We start from the raw sequence: 24,489 nt of genomic DNA on the forward strand, positions 1-24,489 counted from the left end.
CGTTGCAATTGTCTGCTTATACAGAAAGTATCATAGACTAAAAACCAGTATAGTGATGTTAACTCTTTGTCATTTTGGATTTTTTTCTTCACTGACCATATGTAGGTGAACATCCTGCTGCGGGTAGGGGATCGAAATGCCTTCACGATCAAACCGCATTTTGACCTCGCGGGTCACATCCCAGTACACATCCCAGTAATCTTCCGTCTTGACCCAGGGGCGGACAATAAAATCTACCGACGACGTATTGAGAGTATGCAGCCTGATATTGGCTTCCGGAACGCGCAATACGGCCGGATGCTTGTCTAGGATGTCGTGTAAAATCCGTTCGGTTTTTTCGATGTCGTCGTTGTAGCCAATGCCAAACACCATATCGACCCGCCTTACCCGCTCATGGGTGATATTTTTAATGGTGTCCCCCCAGATCTTGCTGTTCGGTACGATCAGGATTTGGTTATCAAAGGTTTTGATGGTCGTGTTAACCAGGCTCATGTGGCTCACTTTGCCGGATGTCCCACCCGCTTCGACATAGTCATCCACGTCAAACGGTCGATAAATCAGCAGCATCATGCCGGAAGCAAAATTAGACAGGGTATCTTGCAGGGCAAAACCAATGATGACACCAGCCACCCCGAAGCCGGTTAGAACCGGGGCCAGGTTCAGGCCAATTTGTGACAGAGCAATCAGCAGGCCGATGACAAACACGATGTTGCCGCTCATGGAGATGAAGAACTCCTTCATCAACTGCGTCATTTTTAGGGTCGGCGAAGATACCGCGCGGGTCACGATACGTCGGGTCAGCAGCTTCAGCAGCCGGAAAATGAACAGAATCACCATGAAGATGAACAGTTTGAACAGCGCCTGAGGGGTATTCTGGAATACCCAGTCCTTCAGGTTTTTGGTCCAGCCGGAAATTAGCGAAACCAGCACTTTGGTGTTCATCAATTCGTTAGTCAGATCCCCGGTAACCTCAAACAGCTGCTTGGTCATCTCCGTGGTATCAAGCCCCATGTCCCGCGCCAGCGCCACCAGATTTTTCAGCTCTTCGGTGTCACTGACGACCTGACGCTGGGCCAGAATATGCTGGATTTGCAGCGATGATTTTTCAGCCTCTGCCGCCGCTTTAATCTGTTTGGTGAGCATTGTCTCTTGCTGGTGGTCAAAGGTCAGCTTGGCCGAGACAAAATCGATGCGCTGACTGACGGTGTCAATCAGTGCCGATTCTGCTTTGTCCAGCGGATGACCGAGCGTTCTCAGCCATTGGAAGTTAACCCATTGTTCTTGCATGATCTGGTGATAGAAGCGGGTGACTTCATGCAGTGTTTTCTGCATCAGGAGCCGTTGTTCGGCATCGGCGGCATCCAGTTCACTCTGCATCTTATTGATCTGTTTCAGCAGAAATGTCATGGCCATTTTCAGGTAGTCGACCTGTACTCTGACAAATTTGAGCAGGGTGGGGGTGTTCTCATCGGTTCGTTTTGGAATCAGGTCTTCCAGCTCGTTGCGGATGTCCTCATTTTTCTTGAGCATCTGCATGTCGATGATATTTCTTGCGGTACCACTCTGATTTTGCGCTTCGCGGTACAGCTGGTTGATATCCTGTTCCAGTTTTTCGATTCGCTCAAATTCGTTGGAAGGGGAAGCGGCTTCCGGCTCAGCCAGCACCAAGAAACTGAGCAGTAAGCAGGGAAATAAAAGCCAACGCATGAAAAACCTCTCTAACAAGCTGAACGCTATAAACAATCATAAAGGGAGAGCGGTGATTTCGATGTAATAATTTGGCGAAGGTGTGATATGAGCAGGTAATCCTGTTGAGTCTGACTATAGTGAATACCAGTTAGGCAAATGGCATCGAGCAGGAGTATCCGCGATGGATGAGTTAACAGGTATTGAGCGGGGATCATTGATCCATATTGTCACGTTGCGCTGCAAAGATACCGACCATGCCCGTCAGTGTCTGGAACTGCTGGAGCAGTTCGGCAAACCGGATGCCTTGCACTATCGCTGCCTGTCTTATGAATTTGGCCTCAGGGAAGGAACAACTGACACGGTATGCATTGTTGAACGCTGGCAGCACTGGCAGGATTTGGATGCTTTGTTGCAATATAAAGTGACGCCGGCATTGCTGATGTATAACCGCTTGTTAAGTCGGCCGTTTGACCTAGAAACAGATACCGTGCGCATTCGGTTGGTGGAGTGATGCTCGGCTCAGGTGACGTTTGAGCAGAAAGTGAGGATGGGAAACCTTGTTTGTTTTGATGGCCGAATTGACTCAATTCACTGATAAAGTTCGGAAATGATCGCAGAAGGCCGCAAACTGCGACAAAAAAAGCCCGCTATCCTTAGCGGGCAAAAATACACATGATGTGTCGTCGTGACACGAGCGAGAAAAAACAGTGTTTATTGTGTGTCCAGCACGTTTGCCTCGGTTGACGTTGACATTGAAGCTGGACTGCTTGAGCCAGCGGTGTTGGCGGCATGAACACCTTGTTTTGAACATGGTGTTGTCACCTGTCCCGCAGGCTGATGTTTAATACGGAACAGCAGTGCGTAGCTGACCGGCAGGACAACCAGCGTCAGCAAGGTTGCAAACCCCAGACCGAAGATAATGGTGACCGCCATGGCTTTAAAAAACGGGTCAAAAATCAGCGGTATCATCCCCAGCATGGTGGTAATGGCAGCCATCCCCACCGGTCTTACCCGGCTGACAGATGAATCAAACACAGCCTGATACGCGGCTTTGCCTTCGCGCACTTCGGCGTTGATTTGATCAACCAGCACAATCCCGTTTTTGATCACCATGCCGCTCAGGCTGAGCATGCCAAGCATGGCCATAAAGCTGAATGGCGCATCAAATAACAACAAACCTGAGGCAATACCAATGATCGCCAGCGGAACGTTAAACCAAATCACCAGCGGCTGACGTACCGAGTTAAACAGCAGTACGGTGATCAGGAACATAAACAGGTACCCCAGCGGCAGCGAACTGAAAATACTGGCCTGCGCATCTCGCGAGGTTTCGTATTCGCCGCCCCATTCCAGCGAATAACCATCCGGCAGGGGAATCGCTTCGATGTCAGCGCGAACCTTGCGGAATACTGAGTCTGCAGTTTCCCCGCTGTCGAGCACCGGATCGGCAAACACCGTCAGTACTCGTTTGCGGTCACGGCGCATCACAATAGGGTTTTCCCACTCAGTATCAAAGGATGATACCAGCTGTGTGACCGGCACAAATGTGCTGTTTTCCGAGCTCCAGACTTGCAGTTTGGACAGGCTGTTGGCATCTAACCGTTCCTGCTCCGGTGCGCGGGCCAGAATCGGCATCAGATGCGTCTGTTCGCGATATACTCCGATGGCTTTACCGCTGAAGTTAATCAGCATTGCATTGTCGAGATCCTGCTTGCTGATACCGACTTCCCGTGACTGCGCCATATTGAGTTGCGGACGCACAACCGCGACCTGATTACGCCAACTGTGGCGAATGTTTTCGGCGCTTGGCTCGGCCTGCAAAATTTGCTCTGCTTGATAGGCCAGCTGACGCAATACCGTTGGGTCTTCACCGTAGAAGCGGGCTTCAATTTTTGCGGCCGGAGACGGCCCGTTTTCCAGAAACTTCACCCGGAACTCGGCATCCGAGTAATTTTCCCGTAGATAAGCCGTCAGCTTAGGCATGCCTTCATACTGTTGCTCCAGGCTGTCCATTTCAATCATCAGCTGGGCAAATGCGTCATAGCCTTTTTCCGGCGCGTAAGGCAGCACGAAACGCTGGGCACCCTGACCGATCACGGATGTCAGCTGCTTCATGCCGACCTGGTTTTCCGCTTCAAACTGCAGCAGATCCTGCTCAATGCGGCTGACGAAATTCTCCGTACCCAGAATATCGGTGCCTTCCGGCATCCAGATATCGACGAAGAAAATCGGCGTATTCGATGGCGGGAAGAACACATTTTTCACGTGACCCATACCGATGACAGCCGTGACCAGCATAGCGACGACTAGACCCAGCGTTAGGATCTTAAAGCGCAGGGCCAGCGTCAGCAGCGAGCGGTATAGATTGAAGAACCAGCCCTGATACAGCTCCTGCGGCTCGCCATTGCTTTCACCGTCTTTGAACAACAGGTGACAGAAGAACGGCGTGATGGTGATGGCGGTGATCCAGCTGATAAACAGGGAAATCAGAAGTACCTGAAACAGCGATTTACAGAATTCACCGGTCGCATCCTGCGATAAGCCAATCGGGGCAAACGCGATAATACCGATGACAGTGGCACCCAGCAGCGGCCATTGGGTCTGCTTGACCACTTGTCCGGCGGCTTCCAGACGTGTTTGGCCTCTTTGAATGCCGATCAGGATCCCTTCGGTGACCACGATGGCATTGTCGACCAGCATCCCGAGCGCAATGATCAATGCTCCCAGCGAAATCAGCTGTAGTTCGATGCCCAGCACATTCATCGCAATGAATGTACCAAAGATGGTCAGCAGCAGTACCACGCCCATCAGAATGCCTGAACGCAGACCCATGAAAACCAGCAAGACCACAATAACGATCAGGATGGACTCGGCGAGGTTAATCAGAAAGCCGCTGACCGACGCATCGACCACAGCACCCTGGTCATAGACGGTATCCAGCACCATGCCGACCGGCATTTGCGATTCCAGTTGCTGAATTTTGTCGCCAATAGCCTGGGAGACGTTAACCACGTTGACGCCGCTGACAAAGGAGATCCCCACCGACAGCGCCTGCTCGCCGTTGCTGTGGTAAAGCAGCGACGGTGTTTCCGTTTCCGTTTTGTACACCGAGGCGATATCACCCAGATAGACCAGATGGTCACTGCCCGGCGGGCTGACCATCAGGCGTTTCATTTCCGCGACATCGGTAAATTCACCGGTTGGGTGAATACGGATGCGTCCTTCACCGACCCGGATTCGTCCGGCATTGGAGACCACGTTCTGGGTCTGAATCTGGCTGTAGATGTAATTCTGATCCAGGCCGAGCGCAGCCAGTTTTTCCTGGCTGATTTCAACCACGACCTGCTCTTCAGGCGCACCCACCACGGAGACTTTCTTTACCCCGTCAATCAGTACCAGTTCCCGGCGCAGATAGTTGGCAAAGTTCTCCAGCTCGCGATAGCTGTAGCCATCACCGCGCAGGTTCAGCAGAATGCCGAACACGTCGGAAAAGTCGTCAATGATTTGCGGCTGTACCGTGCCCGGTGGCAGTGACGCCACGGTATCATTCACCTTACGGCGCAGTTCGTCCCAGATCTGTGGCAGATCACGGGCGTCATACCTGTCCTGCATTTCCACTTCAATCTGTGACAGACCGGCACTGTTAATTGACGTGATATGCTTGATCTGCGGCATTTGCTGTATGGCGTCTTCCAGCGGCAGTGTCACTTCTTCTTCCACCTGCTCCGGAGAAGCACCCGGATACGGGGTGATCACCAAGGCCTGTTTGATGGTAAATTCCGGAAATTCCAGTTGCCCCAGACCGGTAAACGAGATGCCGCCACCAATCAGCATCAGCAGGATAAACATCCAGCTGATGACTTTGTTTTTAATGCTGTAATGCGCAATATTCATCGGTTACACGCCTCGTTCCCAGCGAAGCGGCTTCACGGTCATATTGTCTTTCAGGGCGTTGGCGCCGACTTCGACAATTTCATCTCCCGGGGTCAGCCCGGACAGCACTTCAATCCCGTTGGAACGCAGCTGACCGACAGTCACCGGGACGGATTCCAGCTTGCCGCTTTCTGCGTTATAGCGCCACACCGAGGTGATTTGTTCGTTATCGCTGCGCACAATCGCACTCAGCGGTAATACTGTGATGGCCTGACGTTCACCCTGATGGGCTGTCATGTCGAGCATCAGCTCTGCGCTCATTCCCGGCAGGATATTGAGATCCTTTGGCGGAATCAGGCTAAATACCACTTCATAAGTTTGGCTGCCCTGACTGACTGTACTGGCGTGTTCTTTGTACTGAACCGGGTAGGTCATCACTGTTCCGCTGGTTGAAACCGTCGGCGTAAAACCGCTCTCAATGGCCAGCGTTTTTGGAGCCTGGAAACGGACTTTGGGATTAAATGTATCGTCAAAACTGTTGTTTTTCAGCGAGAGCAGCAGTGATTCCGGCACCTGAATACTGACATCCAGTTGACTGTTGCCTTGCAGGGTCAGTACCTTCTGGGTGGCCTGAATCATCTGATGGTTGTCCAGGTTGACCCGCGCGACAGTGCCGGAAAATGGGGCTTCGAGACGGGTGTAGGCCAGCTGATCGCGTGCGGTATTGAGGGCCGCGCGTGCCGATTTCAGGGTGGCACGGGCGGTATCGTATTCGGCTTTGGAAATCAGCTTACGGGCAAACAGCTCTTTCTTGCGGTCGTAATCCACGGCGGCTAGCTCATGGCTGGCTTCGGCATTCAGCAGCGCGTTTTTGGCATCACGATCATCCATCTTGGCCAACAGCTGGCCCTTTTTCACGTACTGGCCTTCACTGAGATCAAGCTTCACCAGCTCGCCATGAATACGAAAAGCGAGATCCGCTTGCTGACTGGCTGCAATCTTGGCTGGGAACACCCGTACCTGCGCTTGCGCCATGTCTTCAATGGTCATGAGTTTCACCGGGCGAACAACCGGTGAGGGCTGAATAGCGCTTTCTGCACTGTCACATCCGGTCAGAGCCGAAGACAGCAGAATCGCCAAAAGGCTGAAAGAGGCCGGTTTCATGTAAGTGATTCCTGTTGTTATCAATTTTCGCAAACTATACATTTAGTCTGGGTTTCGATTAACCGGACAATTTGGAAAGACAAGTTCCATTTTGCGGAACACTAAAAAGCGGTAAACTGCTTTACAATAGTCAGGGACTGTGAACAGAGACAACGTTATGAAAACCGAAGACATTAAGTTATTTCATCAGATTGTGGATGCCGGCAGCCTGATCCGGGCGGCGGAAATTTTTGACTTACCCAAGTCCAACCTGAGCCGGCGTGTAAAATCGCTGGAAGAAGAGCTCTCGGTGCAGCTGTTTCACCGTCATAACCGTTCGATGCAACTGACGGAAGCCGGCAAGAAATTTTATGACCGAACCAAATCGATTCTGATTGAGCTGGAGCAGAGCATTCAGGAAATTACCGCGCCGGTGTACGAAGTGTCCGGCCACTTACGGGTTCAGTTGCTGCCACTGCCGGGCTTGATGGAAGTCGGTCGTACCATTTTCCGTTTTATGGACATGTATCCCAAAGTCAGTGTGGAGGTGATCAGCAGTTCGGAAGAATCGAACCTGATTGAAAACCATATCGATGTAGCGCTCAGGATTGGCCAAAAGCTGGAAGACTCCAGCCTGATTGCCCGTCCTTTCAAGTCTGCCTCGTTTGGGTATTACGCCACGCCGGAATACATTGCCCGTCATGGCCACCCGACGTCGCCGCAGGAACTGCCAAGTCATAACTTCATTTTGTTCCGTTATCCGAACGGGAATTTGGTCAACCGGATGCCAATTGGCAACGGCAAAGAGATTGAAGTCGGCGGCGATTTGATCATGAACAGCATTCCCCTGATCGTCGAAGCCTGTCTGCAGGGCAGGGGGATCATTCTGATCCCGGAGCAGCTGGCGGATTATTACGTGGAGCGGGGCATGCTGGTGCGGTTGCTGGAAGATGTTGAGCCGTGGATGAGCTACGGCTGGCTGGTGTATCCGTCACGCAAGCACCAGTCGCTGGCGGTCAGAACCTTTATTGATTTTCTGCTGTCAGAAGCTGAATTTTCGCCGACCTGTCCGGCGGTTGAAGCGGATATTCGGGGAATGCCTATCTAAGTGCGAACTCGGCGGCAAAGAAATGTGAATGGTGCATCCTGCGTGCCATTGCCTTGGTATGGTATTGCCTGGTTGTGGGTATTGCTCAGGCATGGCTAAAGAATTTATATGGCAAAGAATTGATGTGGCTTTGGTCGGTATAAGGTTTCGCAGATAAAAAAAGGCCCCCATTCCATGGGGGCAATATAGTTACCATCGCTTTTTATTATTTGTACAAAACTGCATGACTTACTTGCGAAGGAAGTAAATCGACATTAACCGAAATCACCGTTTACGTAGCCACGGGTACGCTCGTCACGTGGATTGTTGAACAGTGCGTGTGTGCTGTCGTGCTCAACCAGCTCTCCCATCAGGAAGAAGGCGGTGCGGTCTGAAATACGGCGCGCCTGCTGCATGGAGTGGGTAACGATAACAATGGTGAAGTCTTTCTTCAGTGACTCCATCAGGTCTTCAATTTTCTTGGTTGCAATTGGGTCCAGTGCTGATGTTGGTTCATCCATCAGGATCACTTCAGGTTGCATCGCAATTGTACGAGCGATACACAGACGCTGCTGCTGACCGCCCGACAGGCCGAACGCGTGTGACTTCAGGCGATCTTTCACCTCATCCCACAGCGCCGCGCCGCGCAGAGATTTTTCTACCACTTCGTCCAGACGTTTCTTGTCGGTCACACCTTGTGCACGCAGGCCGTAAGCCACGTTTTCGTAGATGCTCATCGGGAACGGGTTTGGCTTTTGGAAAACCATGCCGACTTTGATGCGCAGCTGAGACACATCAATGTTTCCGTACACATTTTCGCCATCCATCGTCAGTTTGCCGTCAATTTTCACGCCTTCAATCAGGTCGTTCATGCGGTTCAGGCAGCGCAGCAGGGTCGATTTACCACAACCTGACGGGCCAATCAGTGCCGTAACCTGACGGTTTGGAATAGGCAGGCAGATTTTCTTGAGTGCTTGGTTTTCGCCGTAGTACAGGTCCAGGTTTTCAATGTTGAATTTGTTCATGGTGTTACTTCCTCAGAATTAGTAAGTCGCAGTGTTAAAGCGTTGCGCAATCAGTTTGGTAATCAGGTTAATCACAAGAACAACCACAATCAGAATGGTGGCCGTGGCATAGGCCTGGTTCCATTCGTGAACCGTGTAAAGTTCCTGCGTGAGCTTATACAGGTGAACAGTCAGCGTACGCCCGGAGTCAAACATGCTCTCTGGGATACGGGCAACCATACCTGCTGTCATGAATACCGGCGCAGATTCACCGATGACACGACCTACACTGAGGATGATAGAGGTGACAATACCTGGCATTGCGCTTGGCAGAATCAGTCTCCAGATGGTGTAAATTTTTGAAGCACCCAGGCCGTAAGAGCCTTCGCGGTACGTTTGAGGCACTGCCATCAGCGCTTCTTCTGTTGTCCGGATAATAACGGGCAGAATCAGGATACTCAGGGTCAGGGCACCTGACAGGATTGAGTAACCAAAGCCCAGTACCACGACGAAGAAGGTCATACCGAACAGACCGTAAATAATCGACGGGATACCTGCCAGCGATTCAGTACAGAATCGGATCACTTTAACCAGACGGCTGCCGACTTTGGCGTATTCTGTCAAGTAGATGGCTGTCATGATGCCCATAGGAGCAGCGACAGCAATCGATGCAGCAACCATGTAAAGGGTTGACACAATCATTGGCCAGATGCCGGACTCTTGTCCGATTGTCGTGTAATTGCTGGTGACGAAGTTCCAGTCAACGTGCGACAGGCCGTTACTCAGGATGTACCACACGACCCACAACAGAAAACCAACAGTGATGGTGGCTGCTGACCAAATCAGGGACAGGGAAATATTGTCTTTCAGCTTTTGCTTACTTGGGTTAGTTGCTTGTAGAGCCATCGTAATTACCTCGCGCGCTCACGGTTTAGGTACAGCAGCGCACCATTCAGAATCATGATGAAAACCAGCAGAACAATACCGGTCGCATACAGGGCACTGGCGTGAATGCCGGTTGCATATGACATTTCAATCGCGATATTCGCCGTCAGGGTACGGGCAGAATCCAACAGGCCCTGCGGCATGGCTGGTGAGTTACCCATTACCATGATGATGGCCATGGTTTCACCCAGCGCACGGGCAACACCCAGAATAACGCCGGTCATGATGCCTGAGCGGGCAGCCGGTACAAGCAACTTAAAAATGGTAAACATGTGCGATGCGCCAAGGGCCAGAGAGCCTTCTTTGTAACTGCGTGGCACGGCACGAATAGAGGTTTCAGAAACGGTAATGACCGTCGGCAGAATCATCACCGCCAGAACAATGATACCGGCCAGCACTGTGTTACCTGCCGGTACTTCGAACACGTCCTGAATCAGCGGGACGATGATAACCAGACCGAAGAAGCCGTAAACTACCGATGGGATACCTGCCAGCAGTTCAACCATTGGGCGAATCAAATCTGCCAGACGTTTAGGGGCCACTTCAGCAATGAAAATCGCGGTCAGTACACCGATAGGCACACCTACAATGACCGCGCCAGCTGTCGAGACAACCGAGGCAACAATCATTGGTGCAATACCAAACAGGGCAGGCGGCAGCCAGTCATTCCCCAGTACGATTCCCGCGATGCCAGCGTGGGCGAATGCAGCGTAGCCTTCACGGAAGATGAAGTAACCGATAGTGATAAGCGACAAGATACCCAGAGCGGCACTAGTCAGAAACAGGTACTTGAAGAACAGTTCACGCCAGTCGATTTTATCTTTGGCTTTCAGCGATGATCCTTTCGCTGATTGTTCTATGTTATTTGCGATGGTCATATGTGTTACTCCAGATACTGATCCACAAATCCGAACCAGATATCGAGAAATCAGAAAACCGGCCATCGTCATCGACGATGACCGGAAAAGTAATCAGAACTTAGTGAACAGAGATGAAGCCTTTGTCAGCAACAATCTTTTGAGCTTCTTCAGACTGAACCCAGTTCAGGAAGTCTAGTGCAGCTTTTGAAGGACGACCTTCTTTGTAAACCACCAGGAATGGGCGCTGTACGCCGTATTCACCTGCTTTGATGGCTTCTACAGATGGTTTGTGGCTGTCGATAGACAGTGGTTTAACTGAACCGTCTACAGAACCCAGTGAGATGTAACCGATAGCAAACGGGTTGTTGGCTACGATAGTTTTCAGCTGGCCGTTACCGCTGGCAACCTGTGCGCGCTGAGAGATAGCTGAAACACTTGTACCGTTCACTTTCTTTTTCAGAGACATGATGTCTTCGAAAGCGCCACGAGTACCTGATGCGGTATCACGAGTTGCAACAACGATTGGCTTGTCTTCACCGCCAACTTGTTTCCAGTTAGTGATTTCGCCTTTGTAGATTTTAGCGACTTCTTCTTTAGTCAGGTTATCAACGGTGTTGTTGTTGTGTACAACCACTGCGATACCGTCACGAGCGATAACCACTTCTTTGATGAAGTCCGCTTTCTCAGAAGATTTCAGGTCACGAGAACTCATGCCCAGGTCAGAAGAACCGTCGTGCGCAGCACGTACGCCTGCTGATGAACCAGGACCTTGAACTTCGATGGTGACATCGTGAGATTTTGCGTAGGTCTCACCCAGAACTTCCATGATAGGTGATACGGAGCTCGAACCAACAACAGAGATAGTTTCGTTTGCAACTGCAGTGTTGAACACCATTGAACCTGCCAGAGCGAGTGCACCAATAACCTTAGTTTTCATTTTCCTAATCCTTAAAATGCTTGGCTGTTAAATGCCAGTCGGTTTTGAATGAACGAGGCAAAGGTTAGAAAAGAAATATGACAATCATGTTTCAGAACTTTGAACACTGTATGACGCGATTCATAAATTCTTCATTAGCATTTCTGGAAAATGGTCGCTTCTTTATATCTCAATGATTGATAGGCAAAAAAAATACGCTGTCAAATTAATGACATCAGTAACAGTTATTTTGACGGTGAGATTGCTTCTATCGCCTTGAAATTTAGATGTTTATTATGTGGACATTTTTGTGACGTAGATCTATATTTCCCGCATCAAAAATTCCAACGAAATTTCCTTGCTTGCATGGACGCAGGTGATTCTCTGTTATGAGGCTGTCATGCAATTTTCTCTGAAAAATTTATCTATCCGATACCAGGTTCTGCTGCCTGTTATGCTGATGGTAGTCGTGCTGTTCGCGGCGCTGCTTACTACAAAATTTAAACTGGAAACCGAACAGGGCGTGATTGCAACGAACACGACCAAACTGGTGACGTATAAAGATACCCTGGCGCGCATTGACGATCAGGTTTACCCACTGCGTATCCATGCCGTTTACGCCATTTACGACGCGAAGCGCCGTGAAGAATTCCTGCGTAATATCAACGGTGCCGTGAAAGAGCTGGGCTCCGATATTCAGGTTCTGGAAAAAGAACCCGAGTTCCGTAATGAAGCCAAGCAGGTCGAAAATGCAATTCGTGCCTACATGGACTTCTCCAAGCAGGCGGTTTCTTTATTGGATCGTTTCGATCACGGTGAAGTGTCTACGGCAGAGTTTAACCAGTTCATCAATGAATACCGCACTATCGGCGATAACATGGTGAGTGCTATCAATCAGCTGTCTGCCCATGTCAATGAGTATGCGGCGCGCAGCATGCAGCAAAGTGCTGAGAACAATCGTGCGCTGATGTCAGCAGCAACCATGGGGATTGCTGCGGTGTTCGTCATTGTATTCCTGCTGGCTTGGTGGTTGTCAGGGCTGATTGTGAATCCGATCATCAAACTGCAGGCAGTGATGCGTGAAGTGGCCGGGGGTAACCTGACGGTCAGTGCCGAGCAGGACGGTACCAACGAACTGGCGATGCTGAGCAGTGATGTCAATGTAACGGTGAAGCAGCTGCACAGCACGGTTGATTCGATGATCCGCATCAGTGAAGACGTTGCTGCAGCCGCCACAGAATTGGCCGCGGTAATGACGCAGTCGGAAGCCAATGCGCAGTCTGAGCAGAATGAAATTGATCAGGTGGCATCGGCGGTGAACGAGCTTTCATCAACGGCTGATAACGTTAGCGATACAGCAACTGCCGCCGATGCGACAGCTAAAGAGACCGATTCACTGGCGCGTCAGGGTCTGGACGTCTTCGAAGAGAGCAATGCTGCCAGCCAGCAGATGTCTGCCACACTGTCAGATGCAGCTGGGGTAGTGACTCGCCTGAAAGATCAGTCTGAGCAAATCAGCAAAGTAATCGAAGTGATTCGCGGTATCTCGGAGCAAACGAACCTGCTGGCACTGAATGCGGCGATTGAAGCGGCCCGTGCCGGTGAATCAGGCCGTGGCTTTGCCGTGGTGGCTGATGAAGTGCGTATGCTGGCGGCGCGTACTCAGGACTCAACGCAAGAAATCCAGTCCATTATTGAAGAGCTGCAACTGCAGTCGAACCAGGCAAATGACAGCATGCAGGTAAGCCTGGAAATGCTTGAACGCAATCAGCTGCTGGCCAGTCAGGCAAATGACGCGTTGATGGGGATCACTACTGCGGTACAGCAGATGAGCGACATGAACACCCAGGTGGCGACAGCGGCAGAGCAGCAGTCGATGGTGACTCAGGATATCAACCGTAACGTGACTAACATGTCGGAAATCGTCAGTCAGAACGTTGCCGGTATCAGCCAGAGCGCGATGGCCAGTAACGAGTTGTCACAGCTGGCCGAGCAACAGAAACAACAGTTGGCTTTCTTCCGCATCTAAACATCTCCTTCCTGCCTGAGGGAACAACCTGCTCGGCAGAAAAACGAATAGCCCAAGGCCTGTATGACACAGGCCTTTTCTTTTTTCTGGCGAAAAGGGCATTATGTGTTTCTTTTCCTGTGGTTACAGCGCTCAGGTGCGAATCCGGCTAGACTTGTAGCTATACAGTGCCGGGCATGGCTCTGAGTATAGCTATGGGTATAGCTCCGGCTACAGCTCTGGGTATGCTGGCTGTTACCAAGTGGCTGGCTGAAGCAATATTTCTTATAAGCGGTTTCAAAGACTGTGTTCTATTCCAAAAACCAAACATTCCAGAATGATTAAAAAAGTACAGCAAATGGTGGTCTTTAACGCGCTTACCCACCAGCGTAGTTTTACCAAGGCGGCGCAGTTGCTCGATATTTCCCGTACGCAGGTCAGTAAGCAGATTCAGCAACTGGAAGAGCGTCTGGGCGTGCAATTGGTTCAGCGGACAACCCGCTCTTTCGCACTGACAGAAGCCGGTGAACGATTTGCTGTGCGTTGCGCCAATATCGTGAATGAGGTGAATGAAGCAGAGAGTGAGTTGCTTGAGCGCAGTGACTCGATGCAGGGGATTTTGCGGGTCGGGATTGCGCAGTCTTTTGCCAGGCACCATATCGCGCCGCATATTGCCGAATTTCATGCACAGTATCCGCAGCTGGATTTGGAAATGAGCCTGTTTGATCACCGGGTCGACTTAATTGCGGAGCAGTTGGATCTCTGGATTGGAATGACAGATTCCCCGCCGGAAGGGTTTGTTGCCCGCCATTTAGCGGATTGCCACTTCGTGCTGGCAGCCAGCCCGGATTATCTGGCGAAACATGGTGTGCCTTATACCCCAGAAGCGCTGGTGGAACATAACTGCATCACCTATTACAGCCGGGAGCGAAAGGATAACCTCTGGCATTTCCGTCAGGACGGCCAAAATCTGCAGGTAAAAGTTTCCGGTAATTACCGGGTTGATTCTGCCGATGCCATTCTGGATGCCACGCTGGCAGGTCACGGCGTAGGGTATCTGGCGACTTATCTGCTGGATAAAGAATTCCGGGAAGGAAAACTGGTCAGACTAATACCGGATTGGGAGCTGTCACAGTACATGCCACTTTACGCGGTTTATCCGCGCCATAAGTTCCTGCCTAAAAAAGTGGATGCTTTCATCCGTTTTATCAAACAACACATCGGGGAACCCGTGTACTGGGATAAAGTACTCAACAACTGAGCCAATCGGTTTCCTGGTATTTTTCCGGCGAGTTATCGTTTGCGCAACGCTTTGTGCGGCGATTTTTTCATCTCTTTCTAGGATGCTATTGTCACCATAGGGAACAATAGTATCCCCTCTGCGCACCAATCTGGCGTTTCCCGGCTTTTTTTGCTGTATTCCTCATCATTGCCCGCTGAAATGTATGCAAACTGTGAATTGCATTAACAATTTGAACCTTGTCACATTTTTATATCTCCATAAAATGCCGCCGCAATCGTTTAACAAACAAATTGGTGGAGTTTGGCCGTGAATTATCTGGTCAGCCTGTTGGGCATTATTACGCTTTTTGCGGTTGCAGTTCTTTTCTCTGAAAATCGGCGCGAGATTAATTGGCGCACAGTGGGTGGCGCTTTTGCCATTCAGCTGATTTTTGCCGGTTTTATCCTGTATGTACCGGTAGGGCGTGAAATCCTGAACAGTGTATCCACTGCGGTATCCGGTATTATTGACTACGGTCGTATTGGTACTGAGTTCCTGTTTGGTGAACTGGCACAGTTTAAACTGGGCTTCATCTTTGCGGTGAACGTGCTGCCGACTATCGTATTCTTCTCCGCGTTGATCTCTGTGCTGTATTACCTGGGCGTCATGGGCTTTGTGATCCGCTCGATTGGCGGTCTGTTGCAACGTGTGCTGGGCACCAGCCGTACTGAATCTATGTCAGCGACTGCCAACATTTTTGTGGGTTCGGTTGAAGCGCCGCTGGTAGTACGCCCGTATTTGGCGAAAATGAGCCGTTCAGAGCTGTTTGCCGTAATGGTGGGCGGTTTGGCGTCGGTAGCTGGTGGTACCCTGGTAGGTTACGCCGGGCTGGGTGTGGATATCAGTTACCTGATTGCCGCCAGCTTTATGTCTGCACCGGCTGGTCTGATGATGGCAAAAATCCTTGTTCCACAAACAGAATCACTGCGTGATCAGGATGATGTAGCTGATGACGATGAAGACGCTCCGGTCAACATTATTGATGCAGCGACTCAGGGCGCGCTGAGCGGTCTGCAAATTGTCATGGCCGTTGGTGCCAGCCTGCTGGCGATTATCAGCTTGATCGCCCTGATCAATGGCGGCCTTGGCCATATCGGCGACTGGACCGGTGTGGACAACCTGAGTCTGGAACTGATTTTCGGCTATCTGTTTGCACCTGTTGCCTGGTTGATCGGTGTGCCTTGGTCTGAAGCGACAGTGGCAGCCAGCCTGATCGGTAAAAAAATCGCGGTGAACGAATTTGTGGCTTTTGCTGACCTGATGAATGTGAAGCAGCAGCTGAGTGAACACTCTCAAGCCGTAGTGACTTTTGCGCTGTGTGGTTTTGCGAACCTGACGTCGATTGCGATGCTGATGGGTGGTCTGGGTGGCGTGGTGCCAAGTCGTCGACCAGATATTGCTCGGCTGGGATTCAAAGCGATTTTCGCTGCGACTCTGGCAAACCTGATGAGCGCAACGCTGGCCGGTATCTTCCTGTCATTCTGATGAGTCGCAGAAAAGTCAGGGCAGAATAACCGGGTGCAGAACTGCCGGATAAAATCTGTATTGCCTTGAATTGAATATAAAAAAACAGAGTGCTCCGGCACTCTGTTTTTGCTTTGTTGCTACATCATAAGACCTAAGGACACATTAAAACTATAGCCAAGCCTTTCTCAGGAATTGTCTCAATCTTGAAATGTTGTGACATTCACCCAATAAAATTCCTTTTTAGGGTGTTGACCGCACCGTAATGATCACTTCGTGTAAATCTGGTCTATATCCGCAGGTATCAGAGTTCACTATCTTTATCCGCTTATCCGCTTATCCGCTTATCCGCTTATCCGCTTATCCGCTTATCCGCTTGCATGCGTTTAGAGGGCTCGTATCCCAGCTGAAAGGCAAGGGATGAATTGCAGCCTGACTGAAGGGCAATAGGTCTTTACTAAAATGGGTTATGGATGAAATTAGCCAATGTCGAAAAGAGATGGCTACACTTTTCAGTGTGGGGGTGTGGTTGCATAGCTTTCTTGTTGCATGGCTGTCTTGTTGCATGGTTGCGTTATCGAATAGATGTTAGGTTGTATATATATGATAATCATGTTGCTAAGAACAGCTACGCACTCCAAGGAAAACAAGGACTCATGTCAACAAGGAGTAAAGCATGAAGGGAATGATTCTTGCGGCAGGACAGGGAACCCGTGTCAGACCTATTACACATACCATTCCAAAACCTATGATTCCCATTCTTGGCAAGCCGGTCATGGAGTCCATGATTCAACTGTTTGCTACTCATGGTATCGACAAGATCGTCATCAATACCAGCCATCTTGCAGAGGTCATCGAAAATTATTTTGGTGATGGCCATCATTTCAAAGTGCAGCTGTCATATTCCTATGAAGGGGAATTTAAAGACGGCAAATTCGTCAGTAAAGCATTGGGATCTGCAGGCGGGATGCGCAAAATTCAGGACTTTTCCGGATTTTTCGACGAAACCTTTGTGGTGGTCTGTGGTGATGCCTGGATCGATCTTGATCTGACCGAAGCAATGCGTCGCCATAAAGAATCCGGTGGTATCGCCACGATTATTACCCGGGAGGTCGAGCCGGAAGAGGTGTCGAAATACGGGGTCGTGGTGACGAACCAATACGGCAAGGTTATCAGTTTCCAGGAAAAACCGGCAGTCGAAGACGCCCTCTCGAATCAGATTAATACCGGCATTTATATTTTTGAACCGGCTATCTTCGACTTTATCCCGCCTGGTGAAGTGTATGATATTGGCGGTCAGTTATTCCCGAAACTGGTTGAAAGCGGCATCAATTTCTTTGCGACCAGCATGAATTTCCAATGGCTGGATGTTGGCAATATCAGTGATATCTGGACGGTCACCAGCGATATTCTGAATGGCAAGGTTCCGGGTTATCCGATTCCCGGCACTCAGATAAAGCCGGGCATTTGGGTGGGCATTAATACCGTTTTCAATCCGGCAGACTGCAATATCACGCCCCCGGTGATCATCAGTAGCGGCTGTGACATTAAGCCGGGCGCAATTATTGAAGGGCCTGCTGTGATTGGCGCAAACTGCAAAGTTGAAAAAGGCGCGGTGGTGAAAAAAAGCCTGATTGGCGAATACATTCATGTGACGCCGTCGGCTTACGTCGAAAACAAAACAGTTTTTGGCGACTACTTTATTAGTCATGATGGTTATACTCAGTCGCTCGCTGAACTGGATGCCGTACAGCGGCTCAAAGGTCGCCGACAAGTGCAACCTATGATTGGGGCCATTGGCAACATGCCGGTTTTTGTCTCTAGCAAGCCGCCCGAAGACAGTGAAGAAATTCTGACTAAATAGCAATGCCGGAATTAAGCGGGTGGCGGGGATTGAACTGGAATTCATGTAGATCGATAAGTATGCCTGTAATCAGAAGCGTCGCAGAAAGCTTTCTTTTTTAGACAACGTTCTTTTTCAAACAGCTTTCTTTTTCAGACAGCTTTCATTTTCAGATAGCTGTCTTTGCAAGCATGCGTGTCAGTCCGCGCACTCGCACCTTTTCGCATATTCTCGTGCGCATACGTATTAGTCAGGCGGTGCTGTCTGTTAATCTGAACATCCACGACATTGACTGAGATTACCCTCCCACCATTTTGTAAATCGATTTCATTGACGATAGGTTCAAAAAGCATGTGTTTTAAACGGTGCCATGCATATAAACAGAGCTGTTCGCAAAGAAATGATAGCGAAATCATTCCGATGAGAATGTCGTTACGTTTACATTCTTGAGTAATAGATCGTGTGATAATTCTGTGAATCTGCGTTTTATTAGTTTCTTTGATGCCAAACTGGCGGCATTTCACATGCTTTATATTGGGCTTTTTGCCAAATGATTTTTGTGTTGATCACAATTTCTTAACATCGTAGCTTCCTTTAGTTGACATCTGTAAGGCTGATATGGGTAATTAGGATAAAACATCAATTTAAAACAAATGTATTAATCCTGTCTCCGACACGTGAAGAAAACAAAAGGTGAACCCATATGATGAATCTTGCTGCTGCGCTACAAAGGAATGCTGCTTGTAAACCCAACCAGGTTGCTCTGGTGTGCGGAGAAACGGAAATTACATATGCGCAGTTTGATGCGATTGCAGGAAAAATTGCCCATGCATTGATTCAAAATGGTATTCAGGCAGGAGATCGGGTTGCTCTGAGTTGTCCTAATCTGCCTTTCTTCCCTTTAGTGTATTACGGTATTCAGAAGGCCGGTGCTGTGGCCGTGCCACTAAATGTGTTACTGAAATCACGCGAAATTAAATATCACCTCGAAGACTCCAAAGCTAAATTTTACTTCTGTTTTGAAGGCACGCCGGATCTGCCTATGGCTCGTGAAGGGATTGCTGCCTTTGGTGCGGTAGACAGTTGTGAGAGCATGATTGTCATGACACTGGATCAGACGCAGCAAAAGTTTGAAGGGCAACCGACACTTAACAGTTTCATTCATGATGTCGAATCACTGGAAGACTATGTGCAGCGTGAAGCTGATGATACCTGCGTTATCCTATATACCTCAGGCACAACAGGGCTGCCAAAAGGTGCGGAGCTGACACAAAATAACATCGTGATGAACGCGATGGTGGCGCAGAATATCATGGCGATTCAGGGCAGTGAAGTACACCTCATTACCTTGCCTCTATTCCATACTTTTGGTCAGACCGTTCACTTAAATGCCGGAGTGCTGAGTGGGGCGAAACTAGTGCTGGTTCCGCGCTTTGAGCCAAACCACGTGCTGGAATTGATTGAAAAACACAAGGTGAACATTTTCGCGGGTGTGCCGACGATGTATATCGGCCTGATTCATGCTCAGCTTAACTATGATGTTTCTTCCCTGCGTATCGCAGTAAGTGGTGGCGCATCATTACCGACGGAAGTGATTCGTACGTTTGAATCACGCTTTAACGTCCCTATTCTGGAAGGTTATGGTTTATCTGAAACCAGCCCGATTGCATGCTTTAATCACTTAGACTGCGAGCGTATTCCCGGTTCTGTCGGCCAGCCAGTTCAGGGGGTAGAAGTGCGAGTCGTCGATGTTGGAGGCAAAACACTCCCAATCGGTGAGGAAGGAGAAATTATTGTCCGTGGCCATAACATCATGAAAGGCTATCTGGATCGCCCGGACGCGACGGAAGCGGCAATTCGAAATGGTTGGTTCTACACCGGTGATATTGGCCGGTTCGATGAGTCTGGCAACATGTACATCGTAGATCGGGTGAAAGATATGATCATCCGTGGCGGCTTTAATGTATATCCACGTGAGATTGAAGAAGTCTTTATGACACATCCATCGGTAGCCATGGTTGCAGTAATCGGGATTCCGAATGAGGAATACGGCGAAGAAATTAAGGCGTATGTGGTGCTCAAAGAAGGGCAGGAAATTGAAGCCGACGAGTTGCAAGCCTGGGGTAAAGCGCAGTTTGCCGCGTTCAAATATCCGCGTTTTGTCGAAATTCGGAAACAACTTCCAATGAGTGCAACGGGTAAAATCCTTAAACGTGAACTCAAGGCTGAAATCAAAGAAGTCACCGCCTAAGGCTATATCTGTACACTATAAAGCCTAAATTAAAACAGCCAGCATGGGCATCGCTAGCCTGGGCTGGCTGTTTTGTTTCCAATATCCATTTCACATGAGAGCTTTTTTATAACAAAAATATTAAATCAAAATTATTATCACGACACTGCCATTATAACGATGCATAGTGGAATATTGGCAAAGTTCGAGAGAGCTTAAGAGCGTGATATCGTCTGGTGGGTCAACACATTGTATTGTGTATCTTCTTCGTGGATACTGAAACAATATTTGTCAAAATCAGCGCCATAGACAGATGGTGGCATGGTGGCCTCCAGTGATTTGGTGATTAGACTTTCCAAGTGTGGAAAATCCTGATGAGGGGGGCGTGTCATTCGCTAAACGATAAAGGAAATAAATGAAAAAGTTAATAAAGAAGTTAGTTTTTTTAATATTGATAAGCGGCTCGCTTCACGGTTATGCGGGTACAAAAAGCGAAGTAATGAGCCTTGGTTTTAGAGAGAAAACAAAGCCTCTAAAATTATTCACAGGTGAGGTAATACAACTTGAGGGCTTAGCTAAGATATACGCTACGGAAACAGAAGCTTGGGTTCTCATACTCAACTATCGTTCTGATAGCCTAGAACCAACAGAATTAAGAAAGAAAGCCGAACTAATTTGGCCAAAGTTTAAACCCACTGTTGAGAAAATGGGGTTGCGGTATGCGGGTATTCACGCAAAAAAATACCCAGTTGAAAATCCTACAGCAGAGACTAAATTTGAGGGTTTCAATTTAATACTTGTTAAGCAAAGTAATGATGAGTGGGTATTTATCGATGATGCCAAGTGACAACCGGTGAAAAAAGCAATCAAGGTTGACGCGTTACACTCGGTAATTTGGGTATGAAGTTCTGTGTGCTGGTTGGCTCAGTGGGGTGCACTTTATTGTGCAGGTACATAAACTCCCCCGGTCGTTAACAACTGCTGTATATATTATAAAGCTGGGACTGCCGCTCTACATTCGGTCTGTTTATTGGCTTTTGATGCCATGACCCTGATGACACTACGCGGTTGCGGTTCCTCATTCGTTAGAAGGCATCTAAGTGCCCGCCGCATTATCAGGTCTTCCCGCAAAAGGTCTGAACCTTACATCATCATTGGCTATTGCCAGGACCCGGTGAAGCTTTTTACTCCTTTAGAAATCAGTTTGGCTTTATATTGGTTGGTATTCGGTGTCATTACTGAGTAGCGACCATATTATCCGAGCATTTTTGGCGGCCAGTGCCACAATGGCCCGCTTGAAGCCTCGCCGTTCGACCAAGTTTTTACACCATAAACTCAAGCGGTCAGTCTTGTTACCGATGGCGGAGATAACAGCTCTGGCACCATGAACCAATAATGTCCTGAGGTACTTATCGCCTTTTTGGTTATTCGGCCAAGCCGGGGCTTCCCTCCAGTTGAATATTGTGACGGCACTAACCCGAGCCAAGCAGCAAAGTCGCGCCCTTTGTCGAACTGCTCACCGTTACCGATGCTTGCTATGACGGCAGTGGCGGTAATAGGGCCAATGTCAGCCACTTTCATGATTTTCTGTGCATTATGGCTACGTGAAACTAGATATCAAAGCAGCGTTCTTGGTCAGCGATTCGCTGATTGATATTGAGTAAGTGCTCGTCACTATCGGAGAGGAGAGCTCTTGCTAAGTCGGGCAGTTGGTTTTCAGCATCTTCAAGTGCTTCGGGAATGGCTTTTTGTATAGCATGACGACCCTTTGGGGCGATAATACCAAACTCGGCCAGCATTGCTCGTAGTTGGTTAAGTAAGGCGGTTCGCTCATGAACCCAGTTATCACGGGCTCGATGTAGCAGCAAAATAGCTTGCTGGTCAGGTGATTTGATTTTAACGAAGCACGTTGAAGGACGGGTGAGACAGCCACGCAGATAGCGACGGCATCGTTGAGGTCATTTTTGGCACCCGTCCTGAAAGGCGCCACATATTTTGACGCCATTATCCTAACGGTATGCCCAAGTTTAGTGAGCTCTCGAGCCCAATAGTGAGAGGCACCACAGGTTTCCATCCCGACAATGGCTGGCGGGATATTGGCAAAGGTCGAAAGGACTTTAGACCGAGCTATTGTTTTATGGATCAGTGCCTTGCCTTGATCATCTTCGCTGTGGATACTGAACGAATGTTTGGCTAAATCAATGCCATAAATTGATAGTGACATGGTGACCTCCAAGGACAGTAGTCAGACTTATCAAGTGTGGCAAAGTCTAAGGAGGGGGAGTCCATGTCATTCGTTAAGTGCCTCAAGGAGTAATATGAAACTACTAACATCTGAAAACTATTTTTCTGAATTATCTAAGTTATTTGAAAATAGTTTAGAACTTGATATTGCGGTAGCATTCTTAGGCTATGACGTCTTATCACTGTTTGAAAGTAGTAGTTGTCAAAAAATTCGATTGCTATGTAATTTTGAAAGCGGTGCTTGTAATCCATATTTGGTTGAAAAACTACTTAAGCTACCTAACGTTCAGATAAAGACAAATGCCCGACTTCATGCAAAGGTTGTTTTGCAAGGTACAACTGCAATTGTCGGTTCTGCAAATCTATCTGCGAATGGCTTATCTCTCGAGGGGGCTGAGCAAACAGCATGGACAGAGTTGGGAGTTAAGTTTAGTAATAACGAAACAGTGAACAATACTAAAGCTTGGTTTGTGGATCAGTGGGGAAAATCTCCGACAGTCACAACTGATGACCTACCTATGCAATTCGACAATTGGAAAAAACGTCGTAAGAACAGACCATTGTCTCATCGTAAACTATCGATCATTGATGCGGCTCTAGAGCATCAAGAAGTGATTTTTGATCGAGATATATATTTTGCAGTATATCGAGAGTACGCTAGTCAAGAAGCAGATATAGCCTTTGAACAAATTTCCGAAGAGTCCAACGAAGTTTCTGGTACTTCAAACTACTTTGAAGACTGGCTAGAACTGCCTGATGATGCGTATCTTGTGAGTTTGCGCTTAGGGCCTAAAGGTGGTGTCTATTTTGAAGGTCTTCAGTATATGCCCTCGAAACCGATTACCAAAACTTTCACTAAAGCCGATGGCAGTGAAGGTAGTATTAAAATATGTTCTGACGTGAATAATATCCTTGGTTTTAAGTTCACTAGTTCGGATAAGAAACATATAAAACAGTATTTATCACATATTACCAACGAAGAGCCAGAAGGTGAATTTGCATATATAGTATCTTTAACTGATTGGGCAGAGTCCGTGGGAAAAGGCACTTAACAAACGACTATGGCGTCAATAGCTAATTTCTGGCTATGTTTTCGTTCCACATGACGCCATCTCGAAGCATCGAATTTAAGAGCACAACCATCTTCCTGACACACGCAATAATGGCGACTTTTTTCGGTTTCCCTGCATCTAAAAGTCGCTGGTAAGTATCTTTAAAAACAGGGTTACACTGCATCGCAGACATCATAGCCATGTAGAGCACGGTGCGTACTTGTACTCGTCCCCCCTGAATGACTCGCTTGCCTTTATAGCGTCCACTTTCTCGATTGATGGGGGCAACACCAATGAATGCTGCGGCTTGTTTGTTGGTAATAAGCCCAAGCTCAGGAACGTTGCTAATGATGGATGCAGCTGCGACTTTTCCGATGCCGGGAACGCTCTGCAGAAGACGATTTTTGTTTTGATACTCGGGGCATGATTCAATGAGAGATAGGATTTTTTGCTCAGTTTTTTCTATCTGATTTTTAAAGGTCGTGAGCACGGGTTTGATGGTGCCAGCCAGATGTTTTGGTAGTGATTGTAATCGGTTTTTCTCCATGGTTTGCATGGCCAGCAGTTGATGACGGCGAGCGACTAAATCACTCATTAAACGCATATTTTCAGGTTTCAGTTGGGTCAGATTAGGTTGAATGGCCTCGCTATAGTGAGCAATGAGTCTAGCATCTAATTTGTCTGTTTTAGCTCGTTGACCAATGGCTCCGGCGAACCGTTTTATATGTATGGGGTTGGCAATAACAAAGGGAAGTTTTGCTTCTGAACAAGCAATGATGAACGGCATTTCTAAATAGTTGTTCCTAATTGTAGATCTCAAAGGTAAGAGAAACTCAGTCCAGTTTGCGC

Annotated in this window: 16 protein-coding genes and 2 pseudogenes; 9 read left to right on the plus strand and 9 right to left on the minus strand. The window is 48.7% G+C overall.

Features of this window, described 5'->3' with window-relative positions; translation table 11 throughout:
- Positions 1–69: 69 nt before the first annotated feature.
- Positions 70–1,707: a mechanosensitive ion channel family protein gene (locus tag FH974_RS06540; protein WP_047883521.1), complete on the minus strand. Its 1,638-nt coding sequence runs from the start codon at positions 1,705–1,707 to the stop codon at positions 70–72.
- Between the two features lie 163 nt (positions 1,708–1,870).
- Between FH974_RS06540 and FH974_RS06545 the strand changes: the two genes are divergently transcribed.
- Positions 1,871–2,200: a hypothetical protein gene (locus tag FH974_RS06545; RefSeq protein ID WP_047883522.1), complete on the plus strand. Its 330-nt coding sequence runs from the start codon at positions 1,871–1,873 to the stop codon at positions 2,198–2,200.
- A gap of 200 nt (positions 2,201–2,400) precedes the next feature.
- Here FH974_RS06545 and FH974_RS06550 read toward each other — a convergent pair whose 3' ends face one another.
- Together FH974_RS06550 and FH974_RS06555 are read right to left on the minus strand one after the other, a co-directional pair.
- On the minus strand, positions 2,401–5,583 hold the full coding sequence (locus FH974_RS06550; RefSeq protein ID WP_207103581.1) for an efflux RND transporter permease subunit: 3,183 nt from the start codon (positions 5,581–5,583) through the stop codon (positions 2,401–2,403).
- Positions 5,584–5,586: 3 nt separating this feature from the next.
- Positions 5,587–6,726, minus strand: coding sequence for an efflux RND transporter periplasmic adaptor subunit (locus tag FH974_RS06555; protein ID WP_207103582.1), 1,140 nt, complete (start codon positions 6,724–6,726; stop codon positions 5,587–5,589).
- Positions 6,727–6,883: 157 nt separating this feature from the next.
- On the opposite strand from FH974_RS06555, the gene FH974_RS06560 reads away from it, so the two are divergent.
- Positions 6,884–7,813, plus strand: coding sequence for a LysR family transcriptional regulator (locus tag FH974_RS06560; protein ID WP_047883524.1), 930 nt, complete (start codon positions 6,884–6,886; stop codon positions 7,811–7,813).
- 254 nt (positions 7,814–8,067) lie between these two features.
- Here FH974_RS06560 and pstB read toward each other — a convergent pair whose 3' ends face one another.
- From pstB to FH974_RS06580, 4 genes are all read right to left on the minus strand, one after another.
- A complete protein-coding gene (pstB, locus tag FH974_RS06565) occupies positions 8,068–8,817 on the minus strand; it encodes a phosphate ABC transporter ATP-binding protein PstB (protein WP_207103583.1) in 750 nt (249 codons plus the stop codon).
- An 18-nt stretch (positions 8,818–8,835) separates the two neighbouring features.
- Complete coding sequence (gene pstA, locus FH974_RS06570; protein ID WP_207103584.1) at positions 8,836–9,702, minus strand: phosphate ABC transporter permease PstA; 867 nt, start codon at positions 9,700–9,702, stop codon at positions 8,836–8,838.
- Between the two features lie 5 nt (positions 9,703–9,707).
- A complete protein-coding gene (pstC, locus tag FH974_RS06575) occupies positions 9,708–10,619 on the minus strand; it encodes a phosphate ABC transporter permease subunit PstC (protein WP_047883527.1) in 912 nt (303 codons plus the stop codon).
- 100 nt (positions 10,620–10,719) lie between these two features.
- Positions 10,720–11,538: a phosphate ABC transporter substrate-binding protein gene (locus FH974_RS06580; RefSeq protein ID WP_047883528.1), complete on the minus strand. Its 819-nt coding sequence runs from the start codon at positions 11,536–11,538 to the stop codon at positions 10,720–10,722.
- A gap of 379 nt (positions 11,539–11,917) precedes the next feature.
- Between FH974_RS06580 and FH974_RS06585 the strand changes: the two genes are divergently transcribed.
- The 6 genes from FH974_RS06585 to FH974_RS06610 all read left to right on the plus strand — a co-directional run bounded on the left by FH974_RS06585 (position 11,918) and on the right by FH974_RS06610 (position 21,191).
- On the plus strand, positions 11,918–13,546 hold the full coding sequence (locus FH974_RS06585) for a methyl-accepting chemotaxis protein (protein WP_047883529.1): 1,629 nt from the start codon (positions 11,918–11,920) through the stop codon (positions 13,544–13,546).
- A 316-nt stretch (positions 13,547–13,862) separates the two neighbouring features.
- On the plus strand, positions 13,863–14,786 hold the full coding sequence (locus FH974_RS06590; protein ID WP_047883530.1) for a LysR family transcriptional regulator: 924 nt from the start codon (positions 13,863–13,865) through the stop codon (positions 14,784–14,786).
- A 288-nt stretch (positions 14,787–15,074) separates the two neighbouring features.
- Positions 15,075–16,292 carry a NupC/NupG family nucleoside CNT transporter gene (locus tag FH974_RS06595; protein ID WP_047883531.1) on the plus strand — a complete coding sequence of 406 codons (1,218 nt, stop codon included), beginning with the start codon at positions 15,075–15,077 and terminating at the stop codon, positions 16,290–16,292.
- A 655-nt stretch (positions 16,293–16,947) separates the two neighbouring features.
- Positions 16,948–18,135, plus strand: a complete 1,188-nt coding sequence (locus FH974_RS06600) for a nucleotidyltransferase family protein (protein WP_207103585.1) — start codon at positions 16,948–16,950, stop codon at positions 18,133–18,135.
- A gap of 682 nt (positions 18,136–18,817) precedes the next feature.
- Positions 18,818–20,365, plus strand: a complete 1,548-nt coding sequence (locus FH974_RS06605; protein ID WP_207103586.1) for a long-chain-fatty-acid--CoA ligase — start codon at positions 18,818–18,820, stop codon at positions 20,363–20,365.
- Between the two features lie 394 nt (positions 20,366–20,759).
- The gene (locus tag FH974_RS06610) at positions 20,760–21,191 is read left to right on the plus strand and encodes a hypothetical protein (protein WP_207103587.1); all 432 of its coding nucleotides are present in this window, start codon (positions 20,760–20,762) and stop codon (positions 21,189–21,191) included.
- 363 nt (positions 21,192–21,554) lie between these two features.
- Here FH974_RS06610 and FH974_RS06615 read toward each other — a convergent pair.
- Positions 21,555–22,568, minus strand: a pseudogene (locus FH974_RS06615) (IS110 family RNA-guided transposase).
- 94 nt (positions 22,569–22,662) lie between these two features.
- Here FH974_RS06615 and FH974_RS06620 point away from each other — a divergent pair.
- Positions 22,663–23,640 (plus strand): phospholipase D family protein, encoded by a 978-nt coding sequence (locus tag FH974_RS06620; RefSeq protein ID WP_207103588.1) that lies wholly within the window; start codon positions 22,663–22,665, stop codon positions 23,638–23,640.
- Positions 23,641–23,662: 22 nt separating this feature from the next.
- Here the strand turns inward: FH974_RS06620 and FH974_RS06625 are convergent.
- Positions 23,663–24,433 (minus strand): annotated as a pseudogene (locus FH974_RS06625) (IS110 family RNA-guided transposase); the annotation flags it as partial.
- Between the last annotated feature and the right edge of the window lie 56 nt (positions 24,434–24,489).

This window comes from Photobacterium ganghwense (genome assembly GCF_017329545.1).
GTDB lineage: Bacteria > Pseudomonadota > Gammaproteobacteria > Enterobacterales > Vibrionaceae > Photobacterium > Photobacterium ganghwense.

What these genes read in the sequence shown, in the direction of transcription:
- FH974_RS06620 (WP_207103588.1), top strand. Translation starts at nt 22,663, where the DNA reads ATGAAACTACTAACATCTGAAAACTATTTTTCTGAATTATCTAAGTTA.
- FH974_RS06545 (WP_047883522.1), top strand. Translation starts at nt 1,871, where the DNA reads ATGGATGAGTTAACAGGTATTGAGCGGGGATCATTGATCCATATTGTC.
- FH974_RS06590 (WP_047883530.1), top strand. Translation starts at nt 13,863, where the DNA reads ATGATTAAAAAAGTACAGCAAATGGTGGTCTTTAACGCGCTTACCCAC.
- FH974_RS06605 (WP_207103586.1), top strand. Translation starts at nt 18,818, where the DNA reads ATGATGAATCTTGCTGCTGCGCTACAAAGGAATGCTGCTTGTAAACCC.
- FH974_RS06540 (WP_047883521.1), bottom strand. Translation starts at nt 1,707, where the DNA reads ATGCGTTGGCTTTTATTTCCCTGCTTACTGCTCAGTTTCTTGGTGCTG.
- FH974_RS06610 (WP_207103587.1), top strand. Translation starts at nt 20,760, where the DNA reads ATGAAAAAGTTAATAAAGAAGTTAGTTTTTTTAATATTGATAAGCGGC.
- FH974_RS06600 (WP_207103585.1), top strand. Translation starts at nt 16,948, where the DNA reads ATGAAGGGAATGATTCTTGCGGCAGGACAGGGAACCCGTGTCAGACCT.
- FH974_RS06585 (WP_047883529.1), top strand. Translation starts at nt 11,918, where the DNA reads ATGCAATTTTCTCTGAAAAATTTATCTATCCGATACCAGGTTCTGCTG.
- FH974_RS06560 (WP_047883524.1), top strand. Translation starts at nt 6,884, where the DNA reads ATGAAAACCGAAGACATTAAGTTATTTCATCAGATTGTGGATGCCGGC.
- FH974_RS06580 (WP_047883528.1), bottom strand. Translation starts at nt 11,538, where the DNA reads ATGAAAACTAAGGTTATTGGTGCACTCGCTCTGGCAGGTTCAATGGTG.
- FH974_RS06550 (WP_207103581.1), bottom strand. Translation starts at nt 5,583, where the DNA reads ATGAATATTGCGCATTACAGCATTAAAAACAAAGTCATCAGCTGGATG.
- FH974_RS06555 (WP_207103582.1), bottom strand. Translation starts at nt 6,726, where the DNA reads ATGAAACCGGCCTCTTTCAGCCTTTTGGCGATTCTGCTGTCTTCGGCT.
- pstC (WP_047883527.1), bottom strand. Translation starts at nt 10,619, where the DNA reads ATGACCATCGCAAATAACATAGAACAATCAGCGAAAGGATCATCGCTG.
- pstA (WP_207103584.1), bottom strand. Translation starts at nt 9,702, where the DNA reads ATGGCTCTACAAGCAACTAACCCAAGTAAGCAAAAGCTGAAAGACAAT.
- pstB (WP_207103583.1), bottom strand. Translation starts at nt 8,817, where the DNA reads ATGAACAAATTCAACATTGAAAACCTGGACCTGTACTACGGCGAAAAC.